This window comes from Faecalibacterium sp. I4-3-84, assembly GCF_023347255.1.
Lineage (GTDB): Bacteria > Bacillota > Clostridia > Oscillospirales > Ruminococcaceae > Faecalibacterium > Faecalibacterium taiwanense.
Window position 1 is genome coordinate 1,343,683 of the sequence record NZ_CP094466.1, and the last position, 19,937, is coordinate 1,363,619.

Sequence of the window (19,937 nt, forward strand, 5' to 3'; positions counted from 1 at the left end):
TGTCTTTCACTCCTTACCTTATTTCTTGCCCTTGCCGGCCTTGCCTTCTTTGTGCTTGACAACCTCGCCCTCGTAGCGGATGCCCTTGCCCTTGTAAGGCTCGGGCGGCTTCTTGGCGCGGATCTCGGCAGCATACTGGCCGACCTTCTGCTTGTCAATACCGGTAACGGTGAAGTGGTTGGGATCCTGCCACACGATGGTGCAGTCCTCAGTATCAGGAATGTTCACCTGATGAGAGAAGCCCAGGTTCATGACCAGGTTGGAGCCCTGCTTCTGGCAGCGCAGACCAACGCCCACGATCTCCAGCTTCTTCTCGTAGCCGTTCACAACACCGTTCACCATGTTGGCGATGTTGGTACGGGTCAGGCCGTGCAGGCTGCGGGCCTGGGGTTCGTCATTGGGGCGGGTAACCAGAACTTCATTGCCCTCGACCTTGACGGTCATCAGGGGATGATAGTTGGAATTCAGGCTGCCCTTGGGGCCCTTGACGGCGACGTGATGTGCTGCCTCATCGACAGTGACAGTAACGCCGGCAGGAATGACGATGGGTTTTCTTCCAATTCTCGACATTGTCTTTTACCCCTTTCTTACCACACGTAGGCCAGGACTTCGCCGCCGACGTGTGCAGCACGTGCAGCCTTATCAGTCATGATGCCCTTAGAGGTGGAAATGATTGCGGTGCCCAGGCCCTTCATGACCTTGGGCATATCCTCGCAGTTGGTGTAGATGCGCAGGCCGGGCTTGGACACGCGGCGCAGACCAGCGATAACGGGCTCGCCGTTAGCCTGATACTTCAGGGTGACAACGATGGTGCCCTGAACGGTGTCGTTCTTGACCTGCATGCCCTTGATGTAGCCCTCGTCAACCAGAATCTGGCAGATAGCCTTCTTCATGTTGGAAGCGGGGATCTCCACAGAAGGGTGTTTGGCAGTGCTAGCGTTGCGGATGCGAGTCAGCAGGTCCGCGATAGGATCAGTAATCTGCATTTGCCACTAACCTCCTTAGATTAGCTCTCGTTTGTTTTATAATGATACCGCCCCGAAACATCGTTGCCCCGGGGCGGATATCCGACAAATTATCCGGCCCTCTGGCTTGATTACCAGGAAGCCTTCTTCACGCCCGGGATCTCGCCCTTGTAGGCCAGCTCACGGAAGCACACACGGCACACGCCGTACTTGCGCAGCACGGAGTGGGGACGGCCGCAGATGCGGCAGCGGGTGTATGCACGGGTAGAGAACTTAGCAGGACGAGACTGCTTCAGCTTCATAGACAGTTTAGCCATTGTAGAAATCTCCTCCCTTAGTTGTTCTCTGCGAACGGAGCGCCCAGAGCCTTCAGCAGCTCCTTGCCCTCTTCGTCAGTCTTGGCAGTGGTGACAAAGCAGACATCCATGCCGCGGACTGCATCGACCTTCTCGAAGTCGATCTCGGGGAAGATGATCTGCTCCTTGATGCCGCATGCAAAGTTGCCGCGGCCATCAAAACCGTTGCCGTTGATGCCGCGGAAGTCGCGGACACGGGGCAGTGCGATGTTGAAGAAGCGATCGACGAACTCATACATACGCTCACCGCGCAGGGTGACCTTGCAGCCGATGGGAGTGCCCTGGCGCAGCTTGAAGTTAGCAACGCTCTTCTTGGCACGGCAGACGACTGCCTTCTGGCCAGTGATCTGGCCCAGATCCTTCATGACAGCTTCCAGGATCTTCTCGTTGTCCTTGGCTTCGCCGCAGGCAACGTTGATGACGACCTTGTCCAGCTTGGGGATCTGCATAACGCTCTTGTAACCGAACTTGGAGTTCAGAGCAGGAGCAATTTCATTGACATACTGTTCTTTCAAACGAGCCATTGTTCCTTACTCCTTTCTTACAGCTCAGCGCCGCACTTCTTGCAGACGCGAACCATCTTGCCGTCCTTCTCGACGTGGCCCACACGCACGGCCTTGCCGCACTTGGGGCAGATGGGCATGACCTTGGATGCATACATAGCACCCTCAGCCTTGACGATGCCGCCCTGCTCGCCCTGACGACGAGGCTTGACGTGCTTGGTAACCATGTTCTGGCCCTCAACGATGACCTTGTTCTCAGAGGGGCTGACCTGCAGGACCTTACCAGTGTGGCCCTTGTCCTTGCCGCTGATGATCATAACGTTGTCGCCGGTTTTAACATGAAGATTATTCATTTTTAAAACCTCCTTACAGCGATTCCGGAGCCAGGCTCAGGATCTTGGTGTAGCCGGCATCACGCAGCTCGCGAGCAACGGGTCCAAAGATACGGGTACCCTTGGGGCTCTTGTCGGCCATGACGATAACGGCGGCGTTCTCATCGAAACGGATGTAGGAGCCGTCGTCGCGGCGCACGCCATGCTTGCTGCGCACGATGACAGCCTTCACAACGTCGCCCTTCTTAACGGAGCCGCCGGGGGCTGCCTTCTTGACAGAGCAGACCACGACGTCACCAATGTTTGCGTATCTCTTGCGGGTGCCGCCCAGCACGCGGAAGCACATCAGCTCCTTGGCACCGGTGTTGTCGGCAACTTTGAGATAAGTTTGCATCTGAACCATATCAGATATCTCCTTTCAAACTGTTCAAAGCAGCGGGCAAATTACTTTGCCTTCTCAACGATACGGACCAGGCGCCAGCGCACATCCTTGGACAGGGGGCGGCACTCCATGATCTCAACACGGTCACCGATGCCGCACTCGTTCTGCTCATCACGAGCCTTGAACTTGGCGGTACGCTTCAGGATCTTCTTGTACAGGGGGTGCTGCACGCTATCCTTAACGGCAACCACGATGGTCTTATCCATCTTGTCGGACACGACGACGCCGACGCGGGTCTTTCTCAGATTACGTTCTTCCATCGTTTAACCTCCTTACTGCTTCTCAGCCAGAACGGTCATCACGCGGGCGATGTCCTTCTTGACTGCTTCGATGCGGCCGGGGTTCTCCAGCTGGTTGATGGCATGCTGGAAGCGCAGGTTAAACAGCTCGGCCTTCAGGTCTGCCAGCTTGCTGGTCAGCTCTGCGGTCTGCATTTCGCGGAGTTCATTAGCCTTCATTGGTGCCATCCTCCTTCACGGAGTCCTCACGGACAACAAATTTGCACTTGATGGGCAGCTTGTGCATAGCCAGGCGCAGTGCCTCACGAGCAGTTGCCTCATCGACATCTGCCAGCTCGAACAGAACGCGGCCGGGCTTCACAACAGCGACCCAGTATTCGGGAGAGCCTTTACCGGAACCCATGCGGGTCTCAGCGGGCTTTTCAGTCACGGGCTTATCGGGGAAGATCTTGATCCACACCTTGCCGCCACGCTTGATGTAACGAGTCATGGCAACACGAGCAGCCTCGATCTGGGTGGAAGAGATCCATGCCGGCTCCAGAGCAACAAGGCCGTACTGGCCCTGGCACACCACGTTGCCACGGGTAGCCTTGCCGGTCATGCGGCCGCGCTGGACGCGGCGGTACTTAACACGCTTAGGCAGTAACATTACTTGTTGCCTCCTTCCTTCTTCTGAGCGGTCTTAGCGCTCTTCAGGACTTCGCCCTTGTAGACCCACACCTTGACGCCGATGCGGCCGTAGGTGGTAGCAGCCTCTGCAAAGCCGTAGTCAATGTCAGCACGCAGGGTCTGCAGGGGGATGGTGCCCTCGTGATAGCTCTCGGTACGAGCGATATCAGCGCCGCCCAGACGGCCGGAGCACATTGCCTTGATGCCCTTTGCGGGAACGGTTGCGCGATCGCGGGGGCTCATGGCATTGCGCATGCACTGCTTCATGGCACGGCGGAAGGTCACGCGGTTCTCCAGCTGACGAGCGATATCCTCAGCAACCAGCTGAGCGTTGGTAGCAGCGCTCTTGACCTCGATGACATTGACGATCACAGTCTTGCCATACTCCTTGGTCAGCTTGTTCTGCAGAGCAACGCGCTCTTCGCCGCCCTTGCCGATGACCATGCCGGGCTTAGCGCAGTAGATGTTGACAGTTACGCGAGGAGCGGAAGTGGACGGGTCCACAGTACGCTCGATCTCGATCTTGGGCACACCAGCATCCTTCAGCTGAGCCTTCAGCTCAGTGCGGATCTTGTGGTCCTCGACGAGGTTATCGCTGAAATCCTTCTTGGAGGCAAACCAGCGGCTGTCCCAGTCTTTAATAACGCCGACACGAATGCCGTGCGGATTTACTTTCTGGCCCATTGTTTTCCCTCCTTACTCTTTCTCTTTCAGAACAACGGTCATGTGGCTGGTGCGCTTCAGGATGCGGTAGCCGCGGCCCTGTGCACGAGGCATCATGCGCTTCAGCGTCGGGCCGGGGCAGACGTAGCACTCGGCGACGTAGAGGTTGTTCTTGTCCATATTGAAGTTGTTTTCCGCATTAGCGGCTGCAGACTTCACCAGCTTCAGAAGGGGCTCACAAGCTGCCTTCGGGGTGTACTGCAGGATTGCCAGCGCTTCGTCCAGGGGCTTGTTACGGATCAGGTCCATAACGATAGACACCTTACGAGGACTAATGCGGGCATAACGAAGAATTGCCCGAGCTTCCATGTTGTGTTCCTCCCTCTATTACTTAGAATTACCAGTGTGGCCCTTGAAGGTACGGGTGGGAACGAACTCACCCAGCTTGTGGCCAACCATGTCCTCAGTCACATACACAGGCACATGCTTGCGGCCGTCGTGGACGGCAAAGGTGTGACCAACGAATTCGGGGAAGATCGTGGAGGCGCGGCTCCAGGTCTTGATGACCTGCTTCTTGCCGGAAGCGTTCATCGCTTCAACGTGCTTCATAAGAGCAGCCTGGACGAAAGGTCCTTTTTTAATGCTTCTACCCATTGTCTTAAACTCCTCTCTTACTTACCTGCACGCTTCACGATCAGCTTATCGGAGCGCTTATGATGCTTGCGAGTCTTGAGACCCAGAGCGGGCTTGCCCCAGGGAGTCATAGGACCGGAGTGACCAACAGGTGCGCGGCCCTCGCCACCACCGTGGGGATGGTCGCAGGGGTTCATGACGGTACCACGGCTGCCGGGACGCACGCCCATGTGGCGCTTGCGGCCAGCCTTGCCCAGGTTGACGTTCTCGTGGTCGATGTTGGAAACCTGACCGATGACTGCGGTGCAGTTCACGGGCACGTTGCGCATCTCACCGGAGGGCAGACGAACCAGAGCGTAGCCATTCTCCTTAGCCATCAGCTGAGCCATGTTGCCAGCGGAACGAACCAGCTGAGCGCCGCGGCCGGGATACAGCTCGATGTTGTGGATGATGGTACCGACGGGGATGTTCTCGAAGGGCAGGCAGTTGCCGGGCTTGATATCGGCAGACTTGCTGCTGACGACCACATCGCCCACCTTCAGGCCATCGGGAGCAATGATGTAGCTCTTGACGCCATCGGTGTACTCGACCAGAGCGATGAATGCGCTGCGGTTCGGATCGTACTCGAGAGTCTTGACGGTAGCGGGCATATCGGTCTTCTGACGCTTGAAGTCGATGACACGATACTTGGTGCGGTTGCCGCCGCCCTGATGACGGACGGTGATGCGACCGGTGTTGTTGCGGCCGCTGTGCTTCTTCATGGGCTCCAGCAGGCTGCGCTCGGGAGCGACCTTAGACAGGACGCTGTAATCCGTGACGGTCATGCCGCGGCGGCCCGGAGTAGTGGGGCCATACTTCTTGATAGCCATAGTGCTATTCTCCTTTGTTTATCTTATGAATTATTATCGGGGTCATATCCCCATAGAGGAACCCTCGGCGGGTTCGGCTTAGACCATGCTGTTGAAGAACTCGATCTCCTTGGAGTCCTTGGTCAGGGTCACAATAGCCTTCTTGGATGCAGCGGTGTAACCGGCGTGCATGCCCTGGCGGCGGAAACGGCCGCGCACAGAAATGGTGTTGACCTTTGCGACCTTAGCGCCCGGGAACAGGACCTCAACGGCCTGAGCGATCTCGACCTTGGTAGCATCGGTAGCGACCTTGAAGGTGTACTTCTTGTCAGCGATGCCAGCCATGGAGTTCTCGGTAATGACCGGCTTCAGGATGATATCATGTGCGGTTTTCATTAGCCAAGCACCTCCTCGAGCTTCTTAGCTGCGTCGACGCTGATGATCAGCTTGTCGGCGTTCAGCACATCGTAGGTGTTCACGCTGCCTGCGAAGGTGGTCTTCACACCGGCAATGTTGCCAGCGCTCTTGACGAACTTTGCATCGACAGTCTCGTTGACCAGCAGGTTCTTCTTGCCGGCGCCAACAGCGTTCAGCATTGCAACCACGGTCTTGGTCTTGTACTCATCGCAAGCGAACTTGTCAACAACGACCATGTTGCCATTGGCAGCCTTGTCGGACAGAACGCTCAGCAGAGCCAGGCGCTTGACCTTGTTGTTGATGTGGTAGTTGTAGCTGCGGGGCTTGGGGCCCAGAGCGACGCCGCCGTGAGTCCACTGCGGTGCACGGATGGAACCCTGACGAGCGTGGCCGGTGCCCTTCTGACGCCAGGGCTTCTTGCCGCCGCCGGAAACTTCCATGCGGATCTTGGTGTTCTGGGTGCCCTGACGCTGGTTGGCCAGGAAGTTCACCACAGCAATGTGGACAGCCTTCTCGTTCGGGGTGATACCGAACACGGCGTCGGAAAGCTCGATCTCGCTAACATGCTGACCGTTCATATCGACTACGTTAAACTTTGCCATTGTAGCTTTCCTCCTTACGCCTTCACGCTGTTGGCCAGAGTGATGATGGTGCCCTTGGAACCGGGGACCGCACCCTTGACAGCGATCAGATTGTTCTCGGTGTCAACCTTGACAACAGTCAGGTTCTGCACGGTGACGCGCACAAAGCCCATGTGGCCGGGCAGGCGCTTGCCGGGGAACACGCGAGCAGGGGTAGAAGTGGAACCGTTAGAACCTGCATGACGAGCAACAGGACCGGTGCCGTGGCTCTCACGCAGACGGTGCTGACCGTAGCGCTTGATAACGCCCTGGTAGCCCTTGCCCTTGGAAACGCCCACAACGTCCACCTTGTCGCCCTCTGCGAAGACATCAGCCTTCAGCACGTCGCCAACGTTCATTGCGGAAACATCTTCCAGACGGAACTCGCGCAGGGTCTTCTTGGGGGCAACGTTTGCCTTCTTGAAGTGGCCTGCAGCTGCCTTGTTGACCTTCTTGGCGGAAACCTCGCCGAAGCCCAGCTGAACAGCCTGGTAGCCATCGCTCTCGACGGTCTTCTTCTGCACGACGGTGCAGGGACCAGCCTCGATGACGGTGACGGGAACGACCTTGCCGTTCGCGTCGAACAGCTGGGTCATACCGACTTTCTTGCCGATAATGCCTTTAACCATTTTCTTTTCCTCCTGTAAAGGTTATTGGTTGGCAGCGCACGTCACTGCCAACATGACCCCTCGGGAAACGAGGGCATCGAATTTGATCGAGTGTCTTTTACAGCTTGATCTCGATGTCCACGCCAGCGGGGAGCTGGAGGCTCATCAGAGCCTCGACCGTCTTGTTGGACGGCTTCAGAATGTCGATCAGACGCTTATGAGTGCGGCTCTCGAACTGCTCGCGGCTATCCTTGTACTTGTGGGTAGCGCGCAGAACGGTAACGATCTCACGATCGGTGGGCAGGGGGATGGGGCCGGACACGCGTGCACCGGTGTGCTTTGCGGTCTCCACGATCTTCTCTGCTGCGGCATCGATCAGCTGAGCATCATAGCTCTGCAGACGGATTCTGATTTTCTCTTTGACTGCCATTGCTTACGCCTCCTGAAAAAATTGATTTTGCCCTAGGCGAGCCGATAAATTGCTCTACACAGTTCCGGGTGTTCCTCGATTTGGCACTATAAAAACCGGTGAACCGCATGGCAGTTCTCCCGGAAACATATTAGCAAATCAAATCCGAACATTGGTTCCGCCCGTTTCGCAGAGAAGTAACTTCTCTGCCGAGGGAACGTATTCCATCGCTGTCAGTAATTCTTTCGCCCGGTTCTAAGATCGGACATACTCCGCGGAAATAACCCATCGCAGCTATCGCCGGATGACAACCTCCCGCATCTACGCATATCGCTGGCCTGCACGACTTGTATCGCACAAGCCCTTTGCAGCCGAGAGTTATTCTATCACACCTTCGTGCATTTGGCAAGTGTTTTTTAGAAAAAAGAACGAATTTTCTTTTTTATTTTCTCCGTTTTGTCAAAGAGCGCATTTTCTGTGCAAGATGCACAATCCGCAGGCTTTTCTTCCGGTGGAAAACTCTGCCGCGCCCGCTGCGCAGTGCTTAGTATGGGCTGTTCTGTCGCTTTTATACATATATAATGAAAGGCAGGGCCGCCGCTCCCGCAGGAAGCAGGCGCTGCAAATGCCGTTCGCCTTTACGACCCCACCCGTGAAAAAGTCAATCGGGAAAATCCGCAGATTTTCCCGATTGGCAAATTTAAAATAATTCTTCCGCTGAAGATGCGCAGAGCAGCGCGGCGCGCAGTTCAAATCATTTCTTCTTCAGCTGCTCCTCCAGCCCATCCCGGGGCGTGATGTAGACCGTGGTGTACACCTCGTACAGCACCATGCCGGGTTTGGCACCGCTGGCTTTCCAGATGTTCTTCACCTCAGTAGTGTCCACTGCCACCTTAGCGCCGGTGCCCGCCTTGTAGGTGCTGGAGTAGATGACTGCCAGCTCCGCGGCCTCCTGCTTGGTGGTGTCCGGGATCTCCTCGCCCCGGCTCATGACCACAACGTGGCTGCCGGGGGCCTTCTGCACATGGAACCACAGGTCTTTGCCCCGGGCGGTGTGGAGGGTGAGCTTGTCGTTCTGGGCGTTGTTGCGGCCCACCAGGATCTCAAAGCCATCGGTGGAAGTGAACCGCAGGAAGTCTGCAGGCTTCTGGCGCTTATCCCGCTGCTTGTAGTATTTCAGGTAGCCCTGACTCTTCAGCTCTGCCCGGATCTCGTTGAGGGCCGCTTCACCGGAAGCGGACTCCACCTCGTAGAGCACCGTTTCCAGATAGGCGATCTCCTTTTCACCCTCTGCCAGCAGATTCACCAGCATCCGGGCGGCGGTCTGCTTCTTTTTATAGTTCTTGAAGAAGTTCTGAGCGTTCTGGCTGGGTGTGAACCGCAGGTCCAGCGGGATGGTCACTTCCTTGCCCTCATCGTACCAGTTGGGCACGGTGATGCTCTTCATGCCCTTCTGGGCCAGATAGAGGTTTGCCGAGAGCAGCTCACCGTACAGACGCAGCTTTTCGCTCTTGCCGCTGGCAGCAAGCTCTTCCTGACGGGCGGCCTGCTTGCGCACGGCGCGCTCGTACATATTGTGCACGGCCTTGTGCAGCTCCTTGCTTTTGGTGCGCAGGCGTTCCGCGCGGTCCTTCTCAGCGTAGTAGCCCTCCAGCATGGCGTTGAAGGAGGGCCACTCCTTTATAATATATTTTTCGCCGTACTGCTGCGGGCGGAAAAAGGTATACTCGATGGGCTTTCCGCTGGGGTCGGTGACGCTGCAGGGCGTACCGCCGGTTGCGTGCTCTTCCTTCAGCTCGTCGATGGCGGCCATAAGCTTGCGCTTCTGTTCCTCGGTCAGCTCATTGGCGGGCAGATGTTCGCCGTCAAAGGCACGCCATGCAGCTTCGCGGCAGACCACCGGGCCAACACCGGCCACGGTCTTGTTGAGGGCATCTGCCACCGGCAGATCTCTCTGGCAGGCTGCTGCCACGATGGACGCACTGCTCACCAGCAGGAAGTCCGGTCTTGCAGGCTTGGGCGGCGTGGTATAGGGCAGGCCCGGCAGCAGCTGGCGCACATCGCTGTCCTCAAAATCCACCCGCTTGAGTGCGTCAATGATCTTGCCGTTCTGCACCAGAACCAGATTGGAGTAGCGGCCCATCAATTCGGCACACAGGGTGTTGCGCACAAGGTCGCCCATCTCGTTGGTGCACTGAAAATCAAAATACACGATGCGGTCGCCCGGCTCCATGTGCACGTCCAGCAGCCTGCCGCCGGTGAGATGCTTGCGCATCAGCATACAGAAGGAGGGCGGCGTTTCCGGGTTTTCAAAGCTTTCTTCGGTCAGGCACACGCGGGCAGAACCGCTGCGGGCCGAAAGCAGCAGCGCATAGGTATCCGTGCGGGTGCGCAGGGTGAGCACCAGCTCATCGCGGGTGGGTTCAAATAGTTTTGCGATCTTGGCGTCGGTCAGCGTTGCTTTGAGCTCTGCTGCCGTAAGGGCCAGTGTCGCGGCATCCAGTGCCATAGTGTTTACCTCGTTTATGATTTGGAATGGAAATTCTTTTATTTTAAGCGGCCTCGCCCTCTCCGTCACGGCTAACGCCGTGCCACCTCTCCCAAAGTGAGAGGCTTTGGCAGTCTACGCAAGGTTCATGGTTTTGCCAAGGGCTCTCCCCTTGGGAGAGCTGTCGAGCAGATGCGAGACTGAGAGGGCGAGGCCGTTCACCTTATTGCAGCTTTTCTTATAAATACGTATACGGATCCCGGTTTTCAGTGCTCACCAGCACTTCCAGCTCCGGCAGGGCGGCGCGCAGCTTTGCAGCCACGGCGGCAGTCACCGGAAATTCGGTGGCATAGTGGCCCGCCGCAATGAGCGAAAGGCCCAGCCGCTTGGCATCGATGGCGTGGTGGTGGTTGGCTTCACCGGTCAGCAGGCAGTCCGCGCCCATAGCAATGGCATCTGCAAACAGGCTTCCGCCCGCACCGCTGATGACCGCCAAGCGCTTGACCGGCTTACCCGCATCCACAAACTTCACCTGCACCGCCGGGCCGTTCTTCGGCTGGTTGCAGCGCGCAGCAAGCTCCTGCTGTGCCTTGCGGGCAAGCTCCGGAACCGCGATTTCTTCAATGGCTCCCACACGGCCGCAGCCCTCGGCAAAGGTTTCCATATTCTTCATGTCAAAGATGCCTGCCAGCACTTCGTTCACGCCGCCCTCGGCAGCATCCAGATTGGTGTGCATACAGATGGCAGAAATGCCCGCCTGCACCAGCTGGAAAGGCACATCCTGCGGGCCGATCTTTTTGAGTGGATCAAAAATGACCGGGTGGTGGGACACGATCATCTCACACTGCTTTGCGGCAGCTTCGGCCACCACTTCGGGGGTGATGTCCAGTGCTGCCAGCACCCGGTGCACCTGCCCGCCGCAGTCCACCAGCAGGCCGGGATTATCCCAGTGTTCCGCCAGCTCCAGCGGCGCGATGGCCTGCATTGCTTCGTATATCTGATTAACTGTTATCATATCTTCACCATCCTCGCCCTCTCCGTCATTGCTTACGCAATGCCACCTCTCCCATGGTGAGAGGCCTTGGCATTCCATGCAACGTTCATCATTTTGCCAAAGGCTCTCCCTTTGGGAGAGCTGGACGCGAAGCGGCCTGAGAGGGCAAGCCAGCTAATAAACTATCGATTTCCTGCGCAAGCGGACTGCCATCCGGCACGCCAAGGCGCATCCGGGGCAGCTTTGCCTTCTGCCAATCGGCGTAGCCTTTTCCCTCGGGCCACTCTCCCGTACTGCCAAACAGGCACTCGGCAAAGGTGGGCGCATACACCCTGCCGGTGTACTCCGCCGCCATCACCGCGTACCAGCGGCCCGCCGCCTGCACCGGGCGGTCGGCCACAAAGGAGAAGCCATGCTCCCACAACCAGCGGCGCAGCGCGTCGTGGCGGGTGGCTGGGATCATGATAATCCGCGGCCCTCCCACGGTGAACACCCACGGGGCTTTCTCTAAAATTTCCCAAGTGGTCTGGGCGGAAACGCCCGCCAGCACGATGCTGCCTACTTCGTTCTCCGTAAGCACAGAAAGACCGTCGCCAAGCCGAAGCTCAGCGCGGTCTTTACAGCCTGCATGTTCCAGCGTCTGCTCTGCCTTTGCCAGCGGGCCGGGCCGCAGGTCGGCACCGATCACCTTCGGGTATTTTCCCGAAGCCGCCAGCACCGCCGTCAGCTTGCCGTGGTCGCAGCCGATGTCTGCCACCGGCTCTCCCGGCCGCACAAGCTCTGCGGCGGCAGCCAGACGCGCATCCAGTGTGGGCAGCAATTTATGCCTTCTTTGCGGCCAGATGCTCGTTCAGCTTTTCGATCAGCTCATCGCAGTCCACGCCGTGGACTGCACAGGCCTCCTCGATGCTCTCGCCGCGGGATGCAGGGCAGCCCAGACAGTGCATGCCGATCTCCATGAAGTAGGGAGCGGTGGTCTGGTCCATATCCAGGATATCGCCGATGATGGTCTCGCGGGTCACCTGCTTTGCGTCCTTGTGTTCTTCCTTCTTGAGCATATTGAAAATATCAAACATGATGGTTTTCCTTTCTGTATGGGGGGTCTTTTGCGGTAAAACCTACCGTCTTTCTATACTATACCCCAAACCATGCCTGTTTTGCAAGAGCCTTGCGGAAAATCCGCTTTCCTTAAAGCCCTCCCCGTCACGCCTGATAGTTCTTTTCCAGCGAGAAGCCGCGCCCGCTCACCTCGGTCACATGGCTCACGATCATAAAGCAGGTGGGGTCGATGGCATGGGCCAGCTTTTCCAGCTTCGGCAGCTGGCGGTTGCTCACGATGCTCAGCAGCACCTGCTCCGGCTCGTGGCTGTAGCCTCCCTCGCCATGCAGCACGGTCACGCCGCGGTCCAGCTGGATGAAGATGGCTTCGCGGATATCATCGGCGTGCTGGCTGATGATCTTTACCTCGGTGCGGGTAGTGCCGAAGATGAGCACCTTGTCCAGCACCACCGTATACACGATCACCATCACGATGCCGTACAGACACTGCTGCAGCGGGCTGAACGCCGCCTGCAGGCAGAGGATGAGCATATCGAACACCAGCATACTGGCCGACACCGGGATGTGGAAATATTTGTTCAGCACCAGCGGAGGGATGTCCATGCCGCCGGTGGATGCGCCTGCCCGGATGGTGATGCCCAGCGAAACGCCTACGCCGAGGCCTGCAAAAATGGTGTTGAGCACCAGATCCTCGGTGAGCACAAAGCCTGTGAACACCCGCTCCCACAGAGCCAGAAACAGGGGGCTGAGCACGGTGCTGGCAATGGTGGTGATGGCAAAGCGCCGCCCCAGCAGCACCCAGCCCACCGTAAGCATGGTCATGTTGATGACGAACAGCACACCGGACACCGGCAGTCCCAATGCACGGTTGATGCCCAGTGCGATGCCGGTGGCACCGCCGGTGATCAGGCCTGACGGCACAAGAAACAGCACCACCGTGAGCGCATACAGTGCATTGCCCACGATGATGGACAGCGAATTGAATGCGATCTGCTGCTCATATGAAAGCTTTATCATCTTTTGTCCCTCGTTCTTGAATTTCTTTCTTTTATGATAACGAAAAAATCCGCATTTATCAAGCGTTTCGCCCATAAATGCGGAATAATCCCGGAATAAATTACATTTTGTTGTTTACTGCGCAGAGGTCTCCTGCACCGGTTCCTCGTCCTCCAGCAGACGCAGACCGGCGGTATCCGTCACCGGCAGCGAGAACACGATCGCACCCGCCTTTGGCCCGGCACCGTCCATGATGGCTTTCATGATGCGGTTCTTTTCCGGCGTGCGGGCCACGATGAGCACCAGCTCCTTTTCGTTCACCAGCTCCACGCCAAGGAACTGGGCTGCGCCTTCCATGCCGGTACCCTTGGCGTGGATCACCGTGCCACCGCCGGCACCTGCGGCGCGGGCTGCATCCATAATGGTGCCGGTGTGGCCCTGATTGGCGATCACCAGCAGCAGTTCGTAACGGGTATCCTTCAAGGTGCTCTCCTCCTTCAATGTCAGCGGCTGGTGCTGGGTGAGGAACATCAGCGCCCTTCTGCCGCCGATGCTGCTCAGCGGCACCGTGAATGCAATGCCGGTGCCCGGCACGTCGATGCGCATTTTGCGGCGCAGGTCTGTCCGGACGGCCTTCCATGTATCCTCTGTCACCACCGCCAGCAGCACCGCCTTCTCGGTCTTTTCCAGACCCAGCGTGGCCAGCGTTTCCCGCACGGCGGTGCCGCTGCCCACAGTGCGCAGGCTCACATTCACGCCGTGGCTCTCATACAGCTGCAGAAAGGCATCGGTGGAGCGGCGGTCGGTGATGGTGACCAGCAAAAACAATGTACTCATACCGCACCCTCCTTACAGTTCAATGATATCATCGTCCGGCAGTCCGGCAAAGGCCTCACCCACGGCCGCAGGCTGCAGCCGCCGGGCCTTGCGGGTGCGCAGCTGTGCCACAAGGCCCATCAGCTGCACCGTGATGAGCGGCGTCATGGCGACCATCGCCACCACGCCGAAAGCGTCGGTGACGATGTTGCCTCCCACCGCTACGCATGCGCCCTGTGCCAGCGGCAACAGGAAGGTAGCCGTCATGGGGCCGGAAGCCACACCGCCCGCGTCAAACGCGATGGCTGTGAAGAGCTTTGGCACCACAAAGGAGATGCCGATGGCAAACACATAGCCCGGCACGAGGAACCACAAAATGGAAATACCGGTGAGCACCCGCACCATGGCAAGGCCCACCGAGATGGAAACACCTGCCGAGAGTGCCATGCCCATGGCCTTGGCCGAAATGGCACCGTCGGTCACCTCTTCCACTTGCTTGTTCAGCACATAGACGGCCGGCTCGGCCTTGACGATGAAGTAACCGATGAGCATTCCAATGGGAATGATGATCCAGCGGAAGCTCTGCCCGGCCAGCACCTGACCCAGATAATTACCGGCGGGCATAAAGCCCACATTTGCGCCGGTGAGGAACAGCACAAGGCCCACGTAGGTATACGCAAGACCCACCGCAATGCGGCCCAGCGACCGGCGGTCCATGTGCAGAGCCGCAAATTGAAAAATGCCGAACATCACAATGATGGGCAGCAGCGAGACAGCGATCTCTTCCAGATACGTAGGCAGGCTGACATGGAACAGCTGCCACAGCTCCACCGAGTCGCTCACCTCCGGCAGCACCGGCGGGATATAGGTGCTGTCCGAGGCGCGGAACACGATGCCCAGAATGAGCACTGCCAGAATGGGGCCGATGGAGCACATGGCCACCAGACCAAAGCTGTCGTCCGCCGCGTGGCGGTCGCCGCGGATGGACGAAACACCCACGCCCAGCGCCATGATAAAGGGCACCGTCATGGGGCCGGTGGTCACACCGCCGGAGTCAAAGGCCACAGCAAGAAATTCCTTGGGCACAAACGCCGCCAGAAGAAAGATCATGCCGTAGAACAGCACCAGCAGCTTTGGCAGCGAGATGCCAATGAGCATACGCAGGAAGGCAAACACCAGAAACAGGCCCACGCCCGCCGCCACCGATAAAATAAGGGTGCGGTTCGGGATGGAGGGCACCTGATTGGCCAGCACCTGCAGGTCCGGCTCCGAAATGGTGATGAGGAAGCCCAGCAGAAAGCCGATGCCCAAAATCACCGGCAGCTTCCGGCTTTTGGTGATCACCGCACCCACGCGCTCGCCCATGGGGGTCATGCTCATCTCCGCGCCCAGTGTGAAGAACATGATGCCCACCACGATCATGGCGGCACCCAGCAAAAAGCACAGCAGGATGCTGGGCGACACCGGCGCAATGGTAAAACAGAGCACCAGCACGATGGCTGCAATGGGCAGCACTGCCTGCAGCGCTTCCAATAGTTTTTCCCGCAGTTTCGGGAGGGATGCTTTCAGGATAGCGTCCACCGCCTTTCACCGTTTTGTATCCAGTTTGTACAAATCGGAAACAAGTATATGAATAGTATACAAGGCAAAAGCCGCCCCGTCAACAAACGGAGCGGCAAAGATCGGCAAAGACGCAGAAGCTTTACAGTTTCTTCCAAGTTTGTCTTTATTTCGTCAGATCTCCTGCTTTGCCAGCACGTCCGAAGTGGGGGTCTGGAACACCGGGATATTGGCATAGGGGTCAGCCACTTCTTCTGCAGGCAGGCTCTTCATGTAGGCATCCATGGATTCGGCCACCTTCTTGGCCACAGCCACCGCCTCCACCACGGTGCGTGCGCCCATCACGGCGTCGCCGCCGGCAAACACGCCCTCGCGGGTGGTGCTGCCGTCCTCGCTGACGGTGAGCAGACCCTTCTGGTTGGTCTCGATGCCGGTAGTGGTCTTGACGAGGTTGCTCTCCGAGCCCTGGCTGACCGACACGATCACGCCGGTGTGGGGGTAGAAAGTCTCACTGCCCTCCACCTGCGTAAATTTACCGTCCTCGCCCTTGACGGTATCGCGGCAGATCAGGCCGTTCTCCCGGATCTCCACCGGTGCCTTGCAGAAGCGGAAGCCCACGCCCTCCAGCTTTGCATAGCTCACCTCGTACTCGGAGGCGCTGATGCAGCTCTCGTCACGGCGGGCATAGCAGGTGACGTGGCGGGCACCGTTGCGGATGGCGGTGCGGGCGCAGTCCATGGCAGAGTTGCCCACGCCGATCACGGCAATATCGCTGCCCAGACGGAACGCCTTGGAGTTTGCCAGATAATCGATGCCAAAAGCTACATTTCCCAAAGTTTCGCCCTTGATATGCATGGCGTTGGCCTTCCACAGACCGGCACCGATGAACACGCTCTTGTAGCCGTCGCGGAACAGATCATCGATGGTGATGGTCTTGCCGATGGTGGTGTTGGGCCGCACCTTGATGCCCTTCAGCTCCAGATGGCGGTACTGGAAATCGTCCAGCACGCTGTCCGGCAGGCGATAGTTGGGGATGCCGTAGCGCATGACGCCGCCAATTTTATCGCGGGCATCAAAGATGGTCACATCGTAGCCCCAGCGTGCCAGCAGCACCGCAATGGTCAGGCCCGCCGGGCCGGAGCCAACGACTGCCGCCTTCATGCCGTTTTTGGGGGCAGGGCCGGCGGTCATTTTGTTGGCGTAGGTCGTGGAAATGTAGTCTTCAATAATGGAGAAGTGCACCGGGTCGTGGCTGGGCATCCGGTTGCGCACGCAGTGGCCCTCGCACTGGTTCTCGTGGTTGCACACCAACGCACAAACGGTGGTCAGCGGGTTATTCTCAAACAGCATCCTGCCAGCTTCGTCCATCTGGTTTGCCTTGAGCAGCCGAATGACCTCCGGGATGTTGGTGTGGATGGGGCAGCCCTGCTGGCACAGCGGCTTTTTGCAGCCCAGACAGCGGTTGGCTTCGTCCAGAACATGAAGTGCCATGAAGTTTCCTCCTTATTGCGTGCGGTTTTCTGATTCCGTTCTCATTTGTTGTATCCAACATTGCATTGCTTTAATCATACACCACAAACCGTCCGGGCACAAGTGTTTCTGCATAAATTTTTTTCGATTATTTTTTGTCAATTCGTCAAAAAGATAATTTTTTGACGATATACTCCCCCCATCGGCCCGGGCACCCGGCGGCACAGTGCGCCAAAATCGCTGGCTCCTGCCTGTGCCGCCGCCATGCGGGCGCAGGCATCGTTTTCTTTTTCCAGCTTTGCCAGCGAGTGGCTCACCGGCAGGGCTGCATGCTTCAGCAGCACAAGTGCTTCCCGCCTTGCCCCCAGCAGGTGCAGATAGGGCGGCAGAGCGGGCACGGTATCTGCCGTATAGCCCAGTGCGGCATCCATGGCAAGGCGGCGCATCCGGGCGCGGGGGTAGCGCACAGTGGTCAGCGCGTCCAGCAGCTGGGGCAGGCCGGTGCAGCTGCGCACGGCGTTTTCCAGCCGGTGGTCAAGCCCCTCGGAAACACCCCGCACTGCGGCAAAAGCTTCCGGCCGGGCACAGGCCGCCCGCAGCAGAGCCAGCTCGCACCGGCCCGCAGCGGCATAGTCGGTATACATTCCGTCAATTTCCGCTTTTTTATACAGCTCCAGTGCTTTTTCCGGCACATAAGGAGTCAGCGCATCCGCGCCCTGCTCTGCCCAGAGGGCACGCAGCGCGCTGGCGCTGGCAAACTGTGCGTGGCCGCTTTCGGCAAGGGCCTGCCCGTGGCCCGCCCCCACGCGGGGCAGCGGCACCGGGGTCATGGGTGCCTCCTGTTCCAGAATGGCCTTGCAGTATTCCACTGCCAGATTGTTGTTGGGCTTATCCAGCAGCGCGGCCAGCGCCGTGCCCGGACAAAGCGCTTCCACCGCCGCTTGCCGCGCCGCCGCAAAGCTGCGCGCCCCGGCCGCAAGCTGGCGTTTCAGCTCGGTGCGGTAGGCTGTGCTGCACAGCACCCGGGCAGCTTCCATCAGCAGGGCTGCGTCCGGCATCTCTGCCCCGAACACCAGCGCATCGCACCCGGCGGCGGCAAGGATGCGCACCCCCGCCCGGGCAAAAGCCTCTGCCCCCGCACAGGCACAGGGCGCAGGCAGCGCAAATATCAGATCTGCCCCGCACTGCAGGGCGGCCTGCACCCGCACCGTTTCCGGCAGCAGCGGCAGTGCGCCGCGCTGGGTCAGCCCGCAGCTCATGGCCACCGCCACATGCTGTGCTTCCAGCGCTTTTGCCTGCGCCAGCTGCCATGCATGGCCGTTGTGAAAGGGGTCGTACTCTGCAATGATACCGGCAAATTTCATAGATGAGCTCCTCTGCAGGGCTGCTGCGCCCTCGGAAAGATTGTTAAATTTATATCGTATATACAGAAAACTGCAGTGGTTTTGCGCATTTGTGGGCAGGATGTACAAAAACCTTGTACACAAGCTTTACCGCTTTGCCCGGGTTGCGGCTTGAAAAGCCGCCCACCCTATTATATAATAAACACAGGAATCTGTAAAATTCTGTCCTCAGGTTTAAAAAGAGGGCAGACCAAAAACATACAGGAGGCAACACAGATGAAAGTTCTGGTTATTAACTGCGGCTCTTCTTCCCTGAAGTATCAGCTGATCGATATGGACGGCGAGAAGGTGCTGTGCAAGGGCCTGTGCGAGCGCATTGGCATGGAAAGCAGCATGATCACCCACGAGGCCAACGGCCACAAGGCCACCACACCCGCCATCTTCCCCACCCACACCGAGGCTTTTGCCGAGGTCGTGAAGAAGATGACCACCGGCGAAGGCAAGTGCATCAACGACGTCAGCGAGATCGATGCCATCGGTCACCGTGTCGTGCACGGCGGCGAGAAGTTCAAGGAGAGCTGCCTGATCACCGACGAGGTCATCGAGACCATCCGCGAGCTGAGCCCTCTGGCTCCCCTGCACAACCCCGCCGGCATTCTGGGCATCGAGGCCGCACGCAAGGTGTTCGGCAACATCCCCATGGTGGCTGTGTTCGATACCGCTTTCCACAGCACCATGCCTCCGAAGGCTTATATGTACGCCATTCCGTATGAGTACTACGAGAAGTACGGCGTGCGCCGCTACGGCTTCCACGGCACCAGCCACAAGTACGTTGCCCACAAGGCTGCCGAGTATCTGGAAGAGCCCATTGAGCGCCTGAAGCTGATCACCTGCCATCTGGGCAACGGTTCCTCCATTGCCGCTGTGGATCAGGGCAAGGTCGTGGACACCTCCATGGGCATGACCCCGCTGGCCGGCCTGATGATGGGCACCCGCTGCGGCGACCTGGACCCCTCTGTGGTCAACTACCTGAAGTACACCCTGAACATCACCGGCCACGAGCTGGACGAGATTCTGAACAAGAAGTCCGGCCTGCTGGGCATCTCCGGTGTTTCCAGCGACAAGCGTGACGTGGAAGAGGCAGCTGCTGCCGGCAACAAGCGCGCACAGCTGGCTTCCGACATGCTGAACTACCAGATCAAGAAGACCGTTGGCGCTTACATCGCTGCAATGGGCGGCGTGGATGCCATCGTCTTCACCGGCGGCATCGGCGAGCACGACGCAATTGCCCGTGCAAAGGTCTGCCACCACATGGATTGGCTGGGCATCCGCATCGATACCGAGAAGAACAAGCACCCCGTGGGCGATGTGTGCGAGATCACTGCCTGGGGCGCAAAGGTGCGCACTCTGGTCATTGCTACCGACGAGGAGCTGATGATCGCCCGCGACACCAAGGAAGTCGTCGAGAAGTAACCGTTTTCCAAAGGGCTTTGCAGGGGCTGCTGCA

Annotated in this window: 27 protein-coding genes; 1 reads left to right on the plus strand and 26 read right to left on the minus strand. The window is 58.4% G+C overall.

The genetic code is table 11. The features are described 5' to 3' along the window. Positions 1–18 precede the first annotated feature (18 nt). From rplF to MTP41_RS06760, 26 genes are all read right to left on the minus strand, one after another. The gene (rplF, locus tag MTP41_RS06635; RefSeq protein WP_005938003.1) at positions 19–570 is read right to left on the minus strand and encodes a 50S ribosomal protein L6; all 552 of its coding nucleotides are present in this window, start codon (positions 568–570) and stop codon (positions 19–21) included. A 17-nt stretch (positions 571–587) separates the two neighbouring features. Continuing rightward, positions 588–986, minus strand: coding sequence for a 30S ribosomal protein S8 (gene rpsH / locus MTP41_RS06640; RefSeq protein ID WP_005938007.1), 399 nt, complete (start codon positions 984–986; stop codon positions 588–590). A gap of 110 nt (positions 987–1,096) precedes the next feature. Continuing rightward, complete coding sequence (locus MTP41_RS06645; RefSeq protein ID WP_005921866.1) at positions 1,097–1,282, minus strand: type Z 30S ribosomal protein S14; 186 nt, start codon at positions 1,280–1,282, stop codon at positions 1,097–1,099. 17 nt (positions 1,283–1,299) lie between these two features. Then, positions 1,300–1,845, minus strand: coding sequence for a 50S ribosomal protein L5 (gene rplE, locus MTP41_RS06650; protein ID WP_005938011.1), 546 nt, complete (start codon positions 1,843–1,845; stop codon positions 1,300–1,302). A gap of 17 nt (positions 1,846–1,862) precedes the next feature. Beyond that, positions 1,863–2,177, minus strand: coding sequence for a 50S ribosomal protein L24 (rplX, locus tag MTP41_RS06655; RefSeq protein WP_005934911.1), 315 nt, complete (start codon positions 2,175–2,177; stop codon positions 1,863–1,865). Positions 2,178–2,190: 13 nt separating this feature from the next. Then, positions 2,191–2,559 (minus strand): 50S ribosomal protein L14, encoded by a 369-nt coding sequence (rplN, locus tag MTP41_RS06660; protein ID WP_005938014.1) that lies wholly within the window; start codon positions 2,557–2,559, stop codon positions 2,191–2,193. 41 nt (positions 2,560–2,600) lie between these two features. Then, complete coding sequence (gene rpsQ / locus MTP41_RS06665) at positions 2,601–2,858, minus strand: 30S ribosomal protein S17 (protein WP_005938017.1); 258 nt, start codon at positions 2,856–2,858, stop codon at positions 2,601–2,603. 12 nt (positions 2,859–2,870) lie between these two features. Further along, a complete protein-coding gene (gene rpmC, locus MTP41_RS06670; RefSeq protein ID WP_005921879.1) occupies positions 2,871–3,056 on the minus strand; it encodes a 50S ribosomal protein L29 in 186 nt (61 codons plus the stop codon). Next, the gene (rplP, locus tag MTP41_RS06675; protein WP_005938020.1) at positions 3,046–3,486 is read right to left on the minus strand and encodes a 50S ribosomal protein L16; all 441 of its coding nucleotides are present in this window, start codon (positions 3,484–3,486) and stop codon (positions 3,046–3,048) included. Before rplP ends, rpmC begins: the two co-directional genes overlap by 11 nt. Continuing rightward, complete coding sequence (rpsC, locus tag MTP41_RS06680; RefSeq protein ID WP_005938023.1) at positions 3,486–4,190, minus strand: 30S ribosomal protein S3; 705 nt, start codon at positions 4,188–4,190, stop codon at positions 3,486–3,488. Before rpsC ends, rplP begins: the two co-directional genes overlap by 1 nt. Positions 4,191–4,202: 12 nt before the next feature. Beyond that, a complete protein-coding gene (gene rplV, locus MTP41_RS06685; RefSeq protein WP_005921882.1) occupies positions 4,203–4,538 on the minus strand; it encodes a 50S ribosomal protein L22 in 336 nt (111 codons plus the stop codon). Between the two features lie 18 nt (positions 4,539–4,556). Then, entirely contained in the window at positions 4,557–4,823 is a 267-nt protein-coding gene (gene rpsS, locus MTP41_RS06690; protein ID WP_005921883.1) for a 30S ribosomal protein S19, read from the minus strand. Between the two features lie 17 nt (positions 4,824–4,840). After that, on the minus strand, positions 4,841–5,671 hold the full coding sequence (gene rplB / locus MTP41_RS06695; RefSeq protein WP_097777144.1) for a 50S ribosomal protein L2: 831 nt from the start codon (positions 5,669–5,671) through the stop codon (positions 4,841–4,843). A 78-nt stretch (positions 5,672–5,749) separates the two neighbouring features. Continuing rightward, positions 5,750–6,046: a 50S ribosomal protein L23 gene (gene rplW / locus MTP41_RS06700; RefSeq protein WP_005938030.1), complete on the minus strand. Its 297-nt coding sequence runs from the start codon at positions 6,044–6,046 to the stop codon at positions 5,750–5,752. Next, on the minus strand, positions 6,046–6,669 hold the full coding sequence (gene rplD / locus MTP41_RS06705) for a 50S ribosomal protein L4 (RefSeq protein ID WP_005938033.1): 624 nt from the start codon (positions 6,667–6,669) through the stop codon (positions 6,046–6,048). Before rplD ends, rplW begins: the two co-directional genes overlap by 1 nt. 14 nt (positions 6,670–6,683) lie before the next feature. After that, the gene (rplC, locus tag MTP41_RS06710) at positions 6,684–7,316 is read right to left on the minus strand and encodes a 50S ribosomal protein L3 (RefSeq protein WP_005938036.1); all 633 of its coding nucleotides are present in this window, start codon (positions 7,314–7,316) and stop codon (positions 6,684–6,686) included. 97 nt (positions 7,317–7,413) lie between these two features. Next, entirely contained in the window at positions 7,414–7,725 is a 312-nt protein-coding gene (rpsJ, locus tag MTP41_RS06715) for a 30S ribosomal protein S10 (RefSeq protein WP_005934923.1), read from the minus strand. Positions 7,726–8,458: 733 nt separating this feature from the next. Continuing rightward, positions 8,459–10,213, minus strand: coding sequence for an Rqc2 family fibronectin-binding protein (locus MTP41_RS06720; protein ID WP_097777143.1), 1,755 nt, complete (start codon positions 10,211–10,213; stop codon positions 8,459–8,461). Positions 10,214–10,430: 217 nt separating this feature from the next. After that, a complete protein-coding gene (locus tag MTP41_RS06725) occupies positions 10,431–11,207 on the minus strand; it encodes a Nif3-like dinuclear metal center hexameric protein (protein ID WP_249236460.1) in 777 nt (258 codons plus the stop codon). Between the two features lie 88 nt (positions 11,208–11,295). Next, the gene (locus tag MTP41_RS06730) at positions 11,296–12,006 is read right to left on the minus strand and encodes a class I SAM-dependent methyltransferase (protein WP_249236461.1); all 711 of its coding nucleotides are present in this window, start codon (positions 12,004–12,006) and stop codon (positions 11,296–11,298) included. A gap of 1 nt (position 12,007) precedes the next feature. Next, on the minus strand, positions 12,008–12,262 hold the full coding sequence (locus MTP41_RS06735; protein WP_005938058.1) for a DUF1858 domain-containing protein: 255 nt from the start codon (positions 12,260–12,262) through the stop codon (positions 12,008–12,010). Between the two features lie 127 nt (positions 12,263–12,389). Beyond that, complete coding sequence (locus tag MTP41_RS06740) at positions 12,390–13,262, minus strand: YitT family protein (RefSeq protein WP_249236462.1); 873 nt, start codon at positions 13,260–13,262, stop codon at positions 12,390–12,392. A gap of 114 nt (positions 13,263–13,376) precedes the next feature. Then, on the minus strand, positions 13,377–14,078 hold the full coding sequence (locus MTP41_RS06745; protein ID WP_118526573.1) for a P-II family nitrogen regulator: 702 nt from the start codon (positions 14,076–14,078) through the stop codon (positions 13,377–13,379). A gap of 12 nt (positions 14,079–14,090) precedes the next feature. Continuing rightward, positions 14,091–15,638, minus strand: coding sequence for a DUF1538 domain-containing protein (locus tag MTP41_RS06750; RefSeq protein WP_118526571.1), 1,548 nt, complete (start codon positions 15,636–15,638; stop codon positions 14,091–14,093). Positions 15,639–15,791: 153 nt separating this feature from the next. Continuing rightward, positions 15,792–17,108: an NAD(P)-dependent oxidoreductase gene (locus tag MTP41_RS06755; protein WP_249236463.1), complete on the minus strand. Its 1,317-nt coding sequence runs from the start codon at positions 17,106–17,108 to the stop codon at positions 15,792–15,794. 137 nt (positions 17,109–17,245) lie between these two features. Continuing rightward, entirely contained in the window at positions 17,246–18,451 is a 1,206-nt protein-coding gene (locus MTP41_RS06760; RefSeq protein WP_249236464.1) for a nucleotidyltransferase family protein, read from the minus strand. 255 nt (positions 18,452–18,706) lie between these two features. Here MTP41_RS06760 and MTP41_RS06765 point away from each other — a divergent pair, with 255 nt between their 5' ends. After that, positions 18,707–19,903 (plus strand): acetate/propionate family kinase, encoded by a 1,197-nt coding sequence (locus tag MTP41_RS06765; RefSeq protein WP_097777135.1) that lies wholly within the window; start codon positions 18,707–18,709, stop codon positions 19,901–19,903. Positions 19,904–19,937: the final 34 nt, after the last annotated feature.

What these genes read in the sequence shown, in the direction of transcription:
- rplF (WP_005938003.1), bottom strand. Translation starts at nt 570, where the DNA reads ATGTCGAGAATTGGAAGAAAACCCATCGTCATTCCTGCCGGCGTTACT.
- rpsH (WP_005938007.1), bottom strand. Translation starts at nt 986, where the DNA reads ATGCAGATTACTGATCCTATCGCGGACCTGCTGACTCGCATCCGCAAC.
- MTP41_RS06645 (WP_005921866.1), bottom strand. Translation starts at nt 1,282, where the DNA reads ATGGCTAAACTGTCTATGAAGCTGAAGCAGTCTCGTCCTGCTAAGTTC.
- rplE (WP_005938011.1), bottom strand. Translation starts at nt 1,845, where the DNA reads ATGGCTCGTTTGAAAGAACAGTATGTCAATGAAATTGCTCCTGCTCTG.
- rplX (WP_005934911.1), bottom strand. Translation starts at nt 2,177, where the DNA reads ATGAATAATCTTCATGTTAAAACCGGCGACAACGTTATGATCATCAGC.
- rplN (WP_005938014.1), bottom strand. Translation starts at nt 2,559, where the DNA reads ATGGTTCAGATGCAAACTTATCTCAAAGTTGCCGACAACACCGGTGCC.
- rpsQ (WP_005938017.1), bottom strand. Translation starts at nt 2,858, where the DNA reads ATGGAAGAACGTAATCTGAGAAAGACCCGCGTCGGCGTCGTCGTGTCC.
- rpmC (WP_005921879.1), bottom strand. Translation starts at nt 3,056, where the DNA reads ATGAAGGCTAATGAACTCCGCGAAATGCAGACCGCAGAGCTGACCAGC.
- rplP (WP_005938020.1), bottom strand. Translation starts at nt 3,486, where the DNA reads ATGTTACTGCCTAAGCGTGTTAAGTACCGCCGCGTCCAGCGCGGCCGC.
- rpsC (WP_005938023.1), bottom strand. Translation starts at nt 4,190, where the DNA reads ATGGGCCAGAAAGTAAATCCGCACGGCATTCGTGTCGGCGTTATTAAA.
- rplV (WP_005921882.1), bottom strand. Translation starts at nt 4,538, where the DNA reads ATGGAAGCTCGGGCAATTCTTCGTTATGCCCGCATTAGTCCTCGTAAG.
- rpsS (WP_005921883.1), bottom strand. Translation starts at nt 4,823, where the DNA reads ATGGGTAGAAGCATTAAAAAAGGACCTTTCGTCCAGGCTGCTCTTATG.
- rplB (WP_097777144.1), bottom strand. Translation starts at nt 5,671, where the DNA reads ATGGCTATCAAGAAGTATGGCCCCACTACTCCGGGCCGCCGCGGCATG.
- rplW (WP_005938030.1), bottom strand. Translation starts at nt 6,046, where the DNA reads ATGAAAACCGCACATGATATCATCCTGAAGCCGGTCATTACCGAGAAC.
- rplD (WP_005938033.1), bottom strand. Translation starts at nt 6,669, where the DNA reads ATGGCAAAGTTTAACGTAGTCGATATGAACGGTCAGCATGTTAGCGAG.
- rplC (WP_005938036.1), bottom strand. Translation starts at nt 7,316, where the DNA reads ATGGTTAAAGGCATTATCGGCAAGAAAGTCGGTATGACCCAGCTGTTC.
- rpsJ (WP_005934923.1), bottom strand. Translation starts at nt 7,725, where the DNA reads ATGGCAGTCAAAGAGAAAATCAGAATCCGTCTGCAGAGCTATGATGCT.
- MTP41_RS06720 (WP_097777143.1), bottom strand. Translation starts at nt 10,213, where the DNA reads ATGGCACTGGATGCCGCGACACTGGCCCTTACGGCAGCAGAGCTCAAA.
- MTP41_RS06725 (WP_249236460.1), bottom strand. Translation starts at nt 11,207, where the DNA reads ATGATAACAGTTAATCAGATATACGAAGCAATGCAGGCCATCGCGCCG.
- MTP41_RS06735 (WP_005938058.1), bottom strand. Translation starts at nt 12,262, where the DNA reads ATGTTTGATATTTTCAATATGCTCAAGAAGGAAGAACACAAGGACGCA.
- MTP41_RS06740 (WP_249236462.1), bottom strand. Translation starts at nt 13,262, where the DNA reads ATGATAAAGCTTTCATATGAGCAGCAGATCGCATTCAATTCGCTGTCC.
- MTP41_RS06745 (WP_118526573.1), bottom strand. Translation starts at nt 14,078, where the DNA reads ATGAGTACATTGTTTTTGCTGGTCACCATCACCGACCGCCGCTCCACC.
- MTP41_RS06755 (WP_249236463.1), bottom strand. Translation starts at nt 17,108, where the DNA reads ATGGCACTTCATGTTCTGGACGAAGCCAACCGCTGTCTGGGCTGCAAA.
- MTP41_RS06760 (WP_249236464.1), bottom strand. Translation starts at nt 18,451, where the DNA reads ATGAAATTTGCCGGTATCATTGCAGAGTACGACCCCTTTCACAACGGC.
- MTP41_RS06765 (WP_097777135.1), top strand. Translation starts at nt 18,707, where the DNA reads ATGAAAGTTCTGGTTATTAACTGCGGCTCTTCTTCCCTGAAGTATCAG.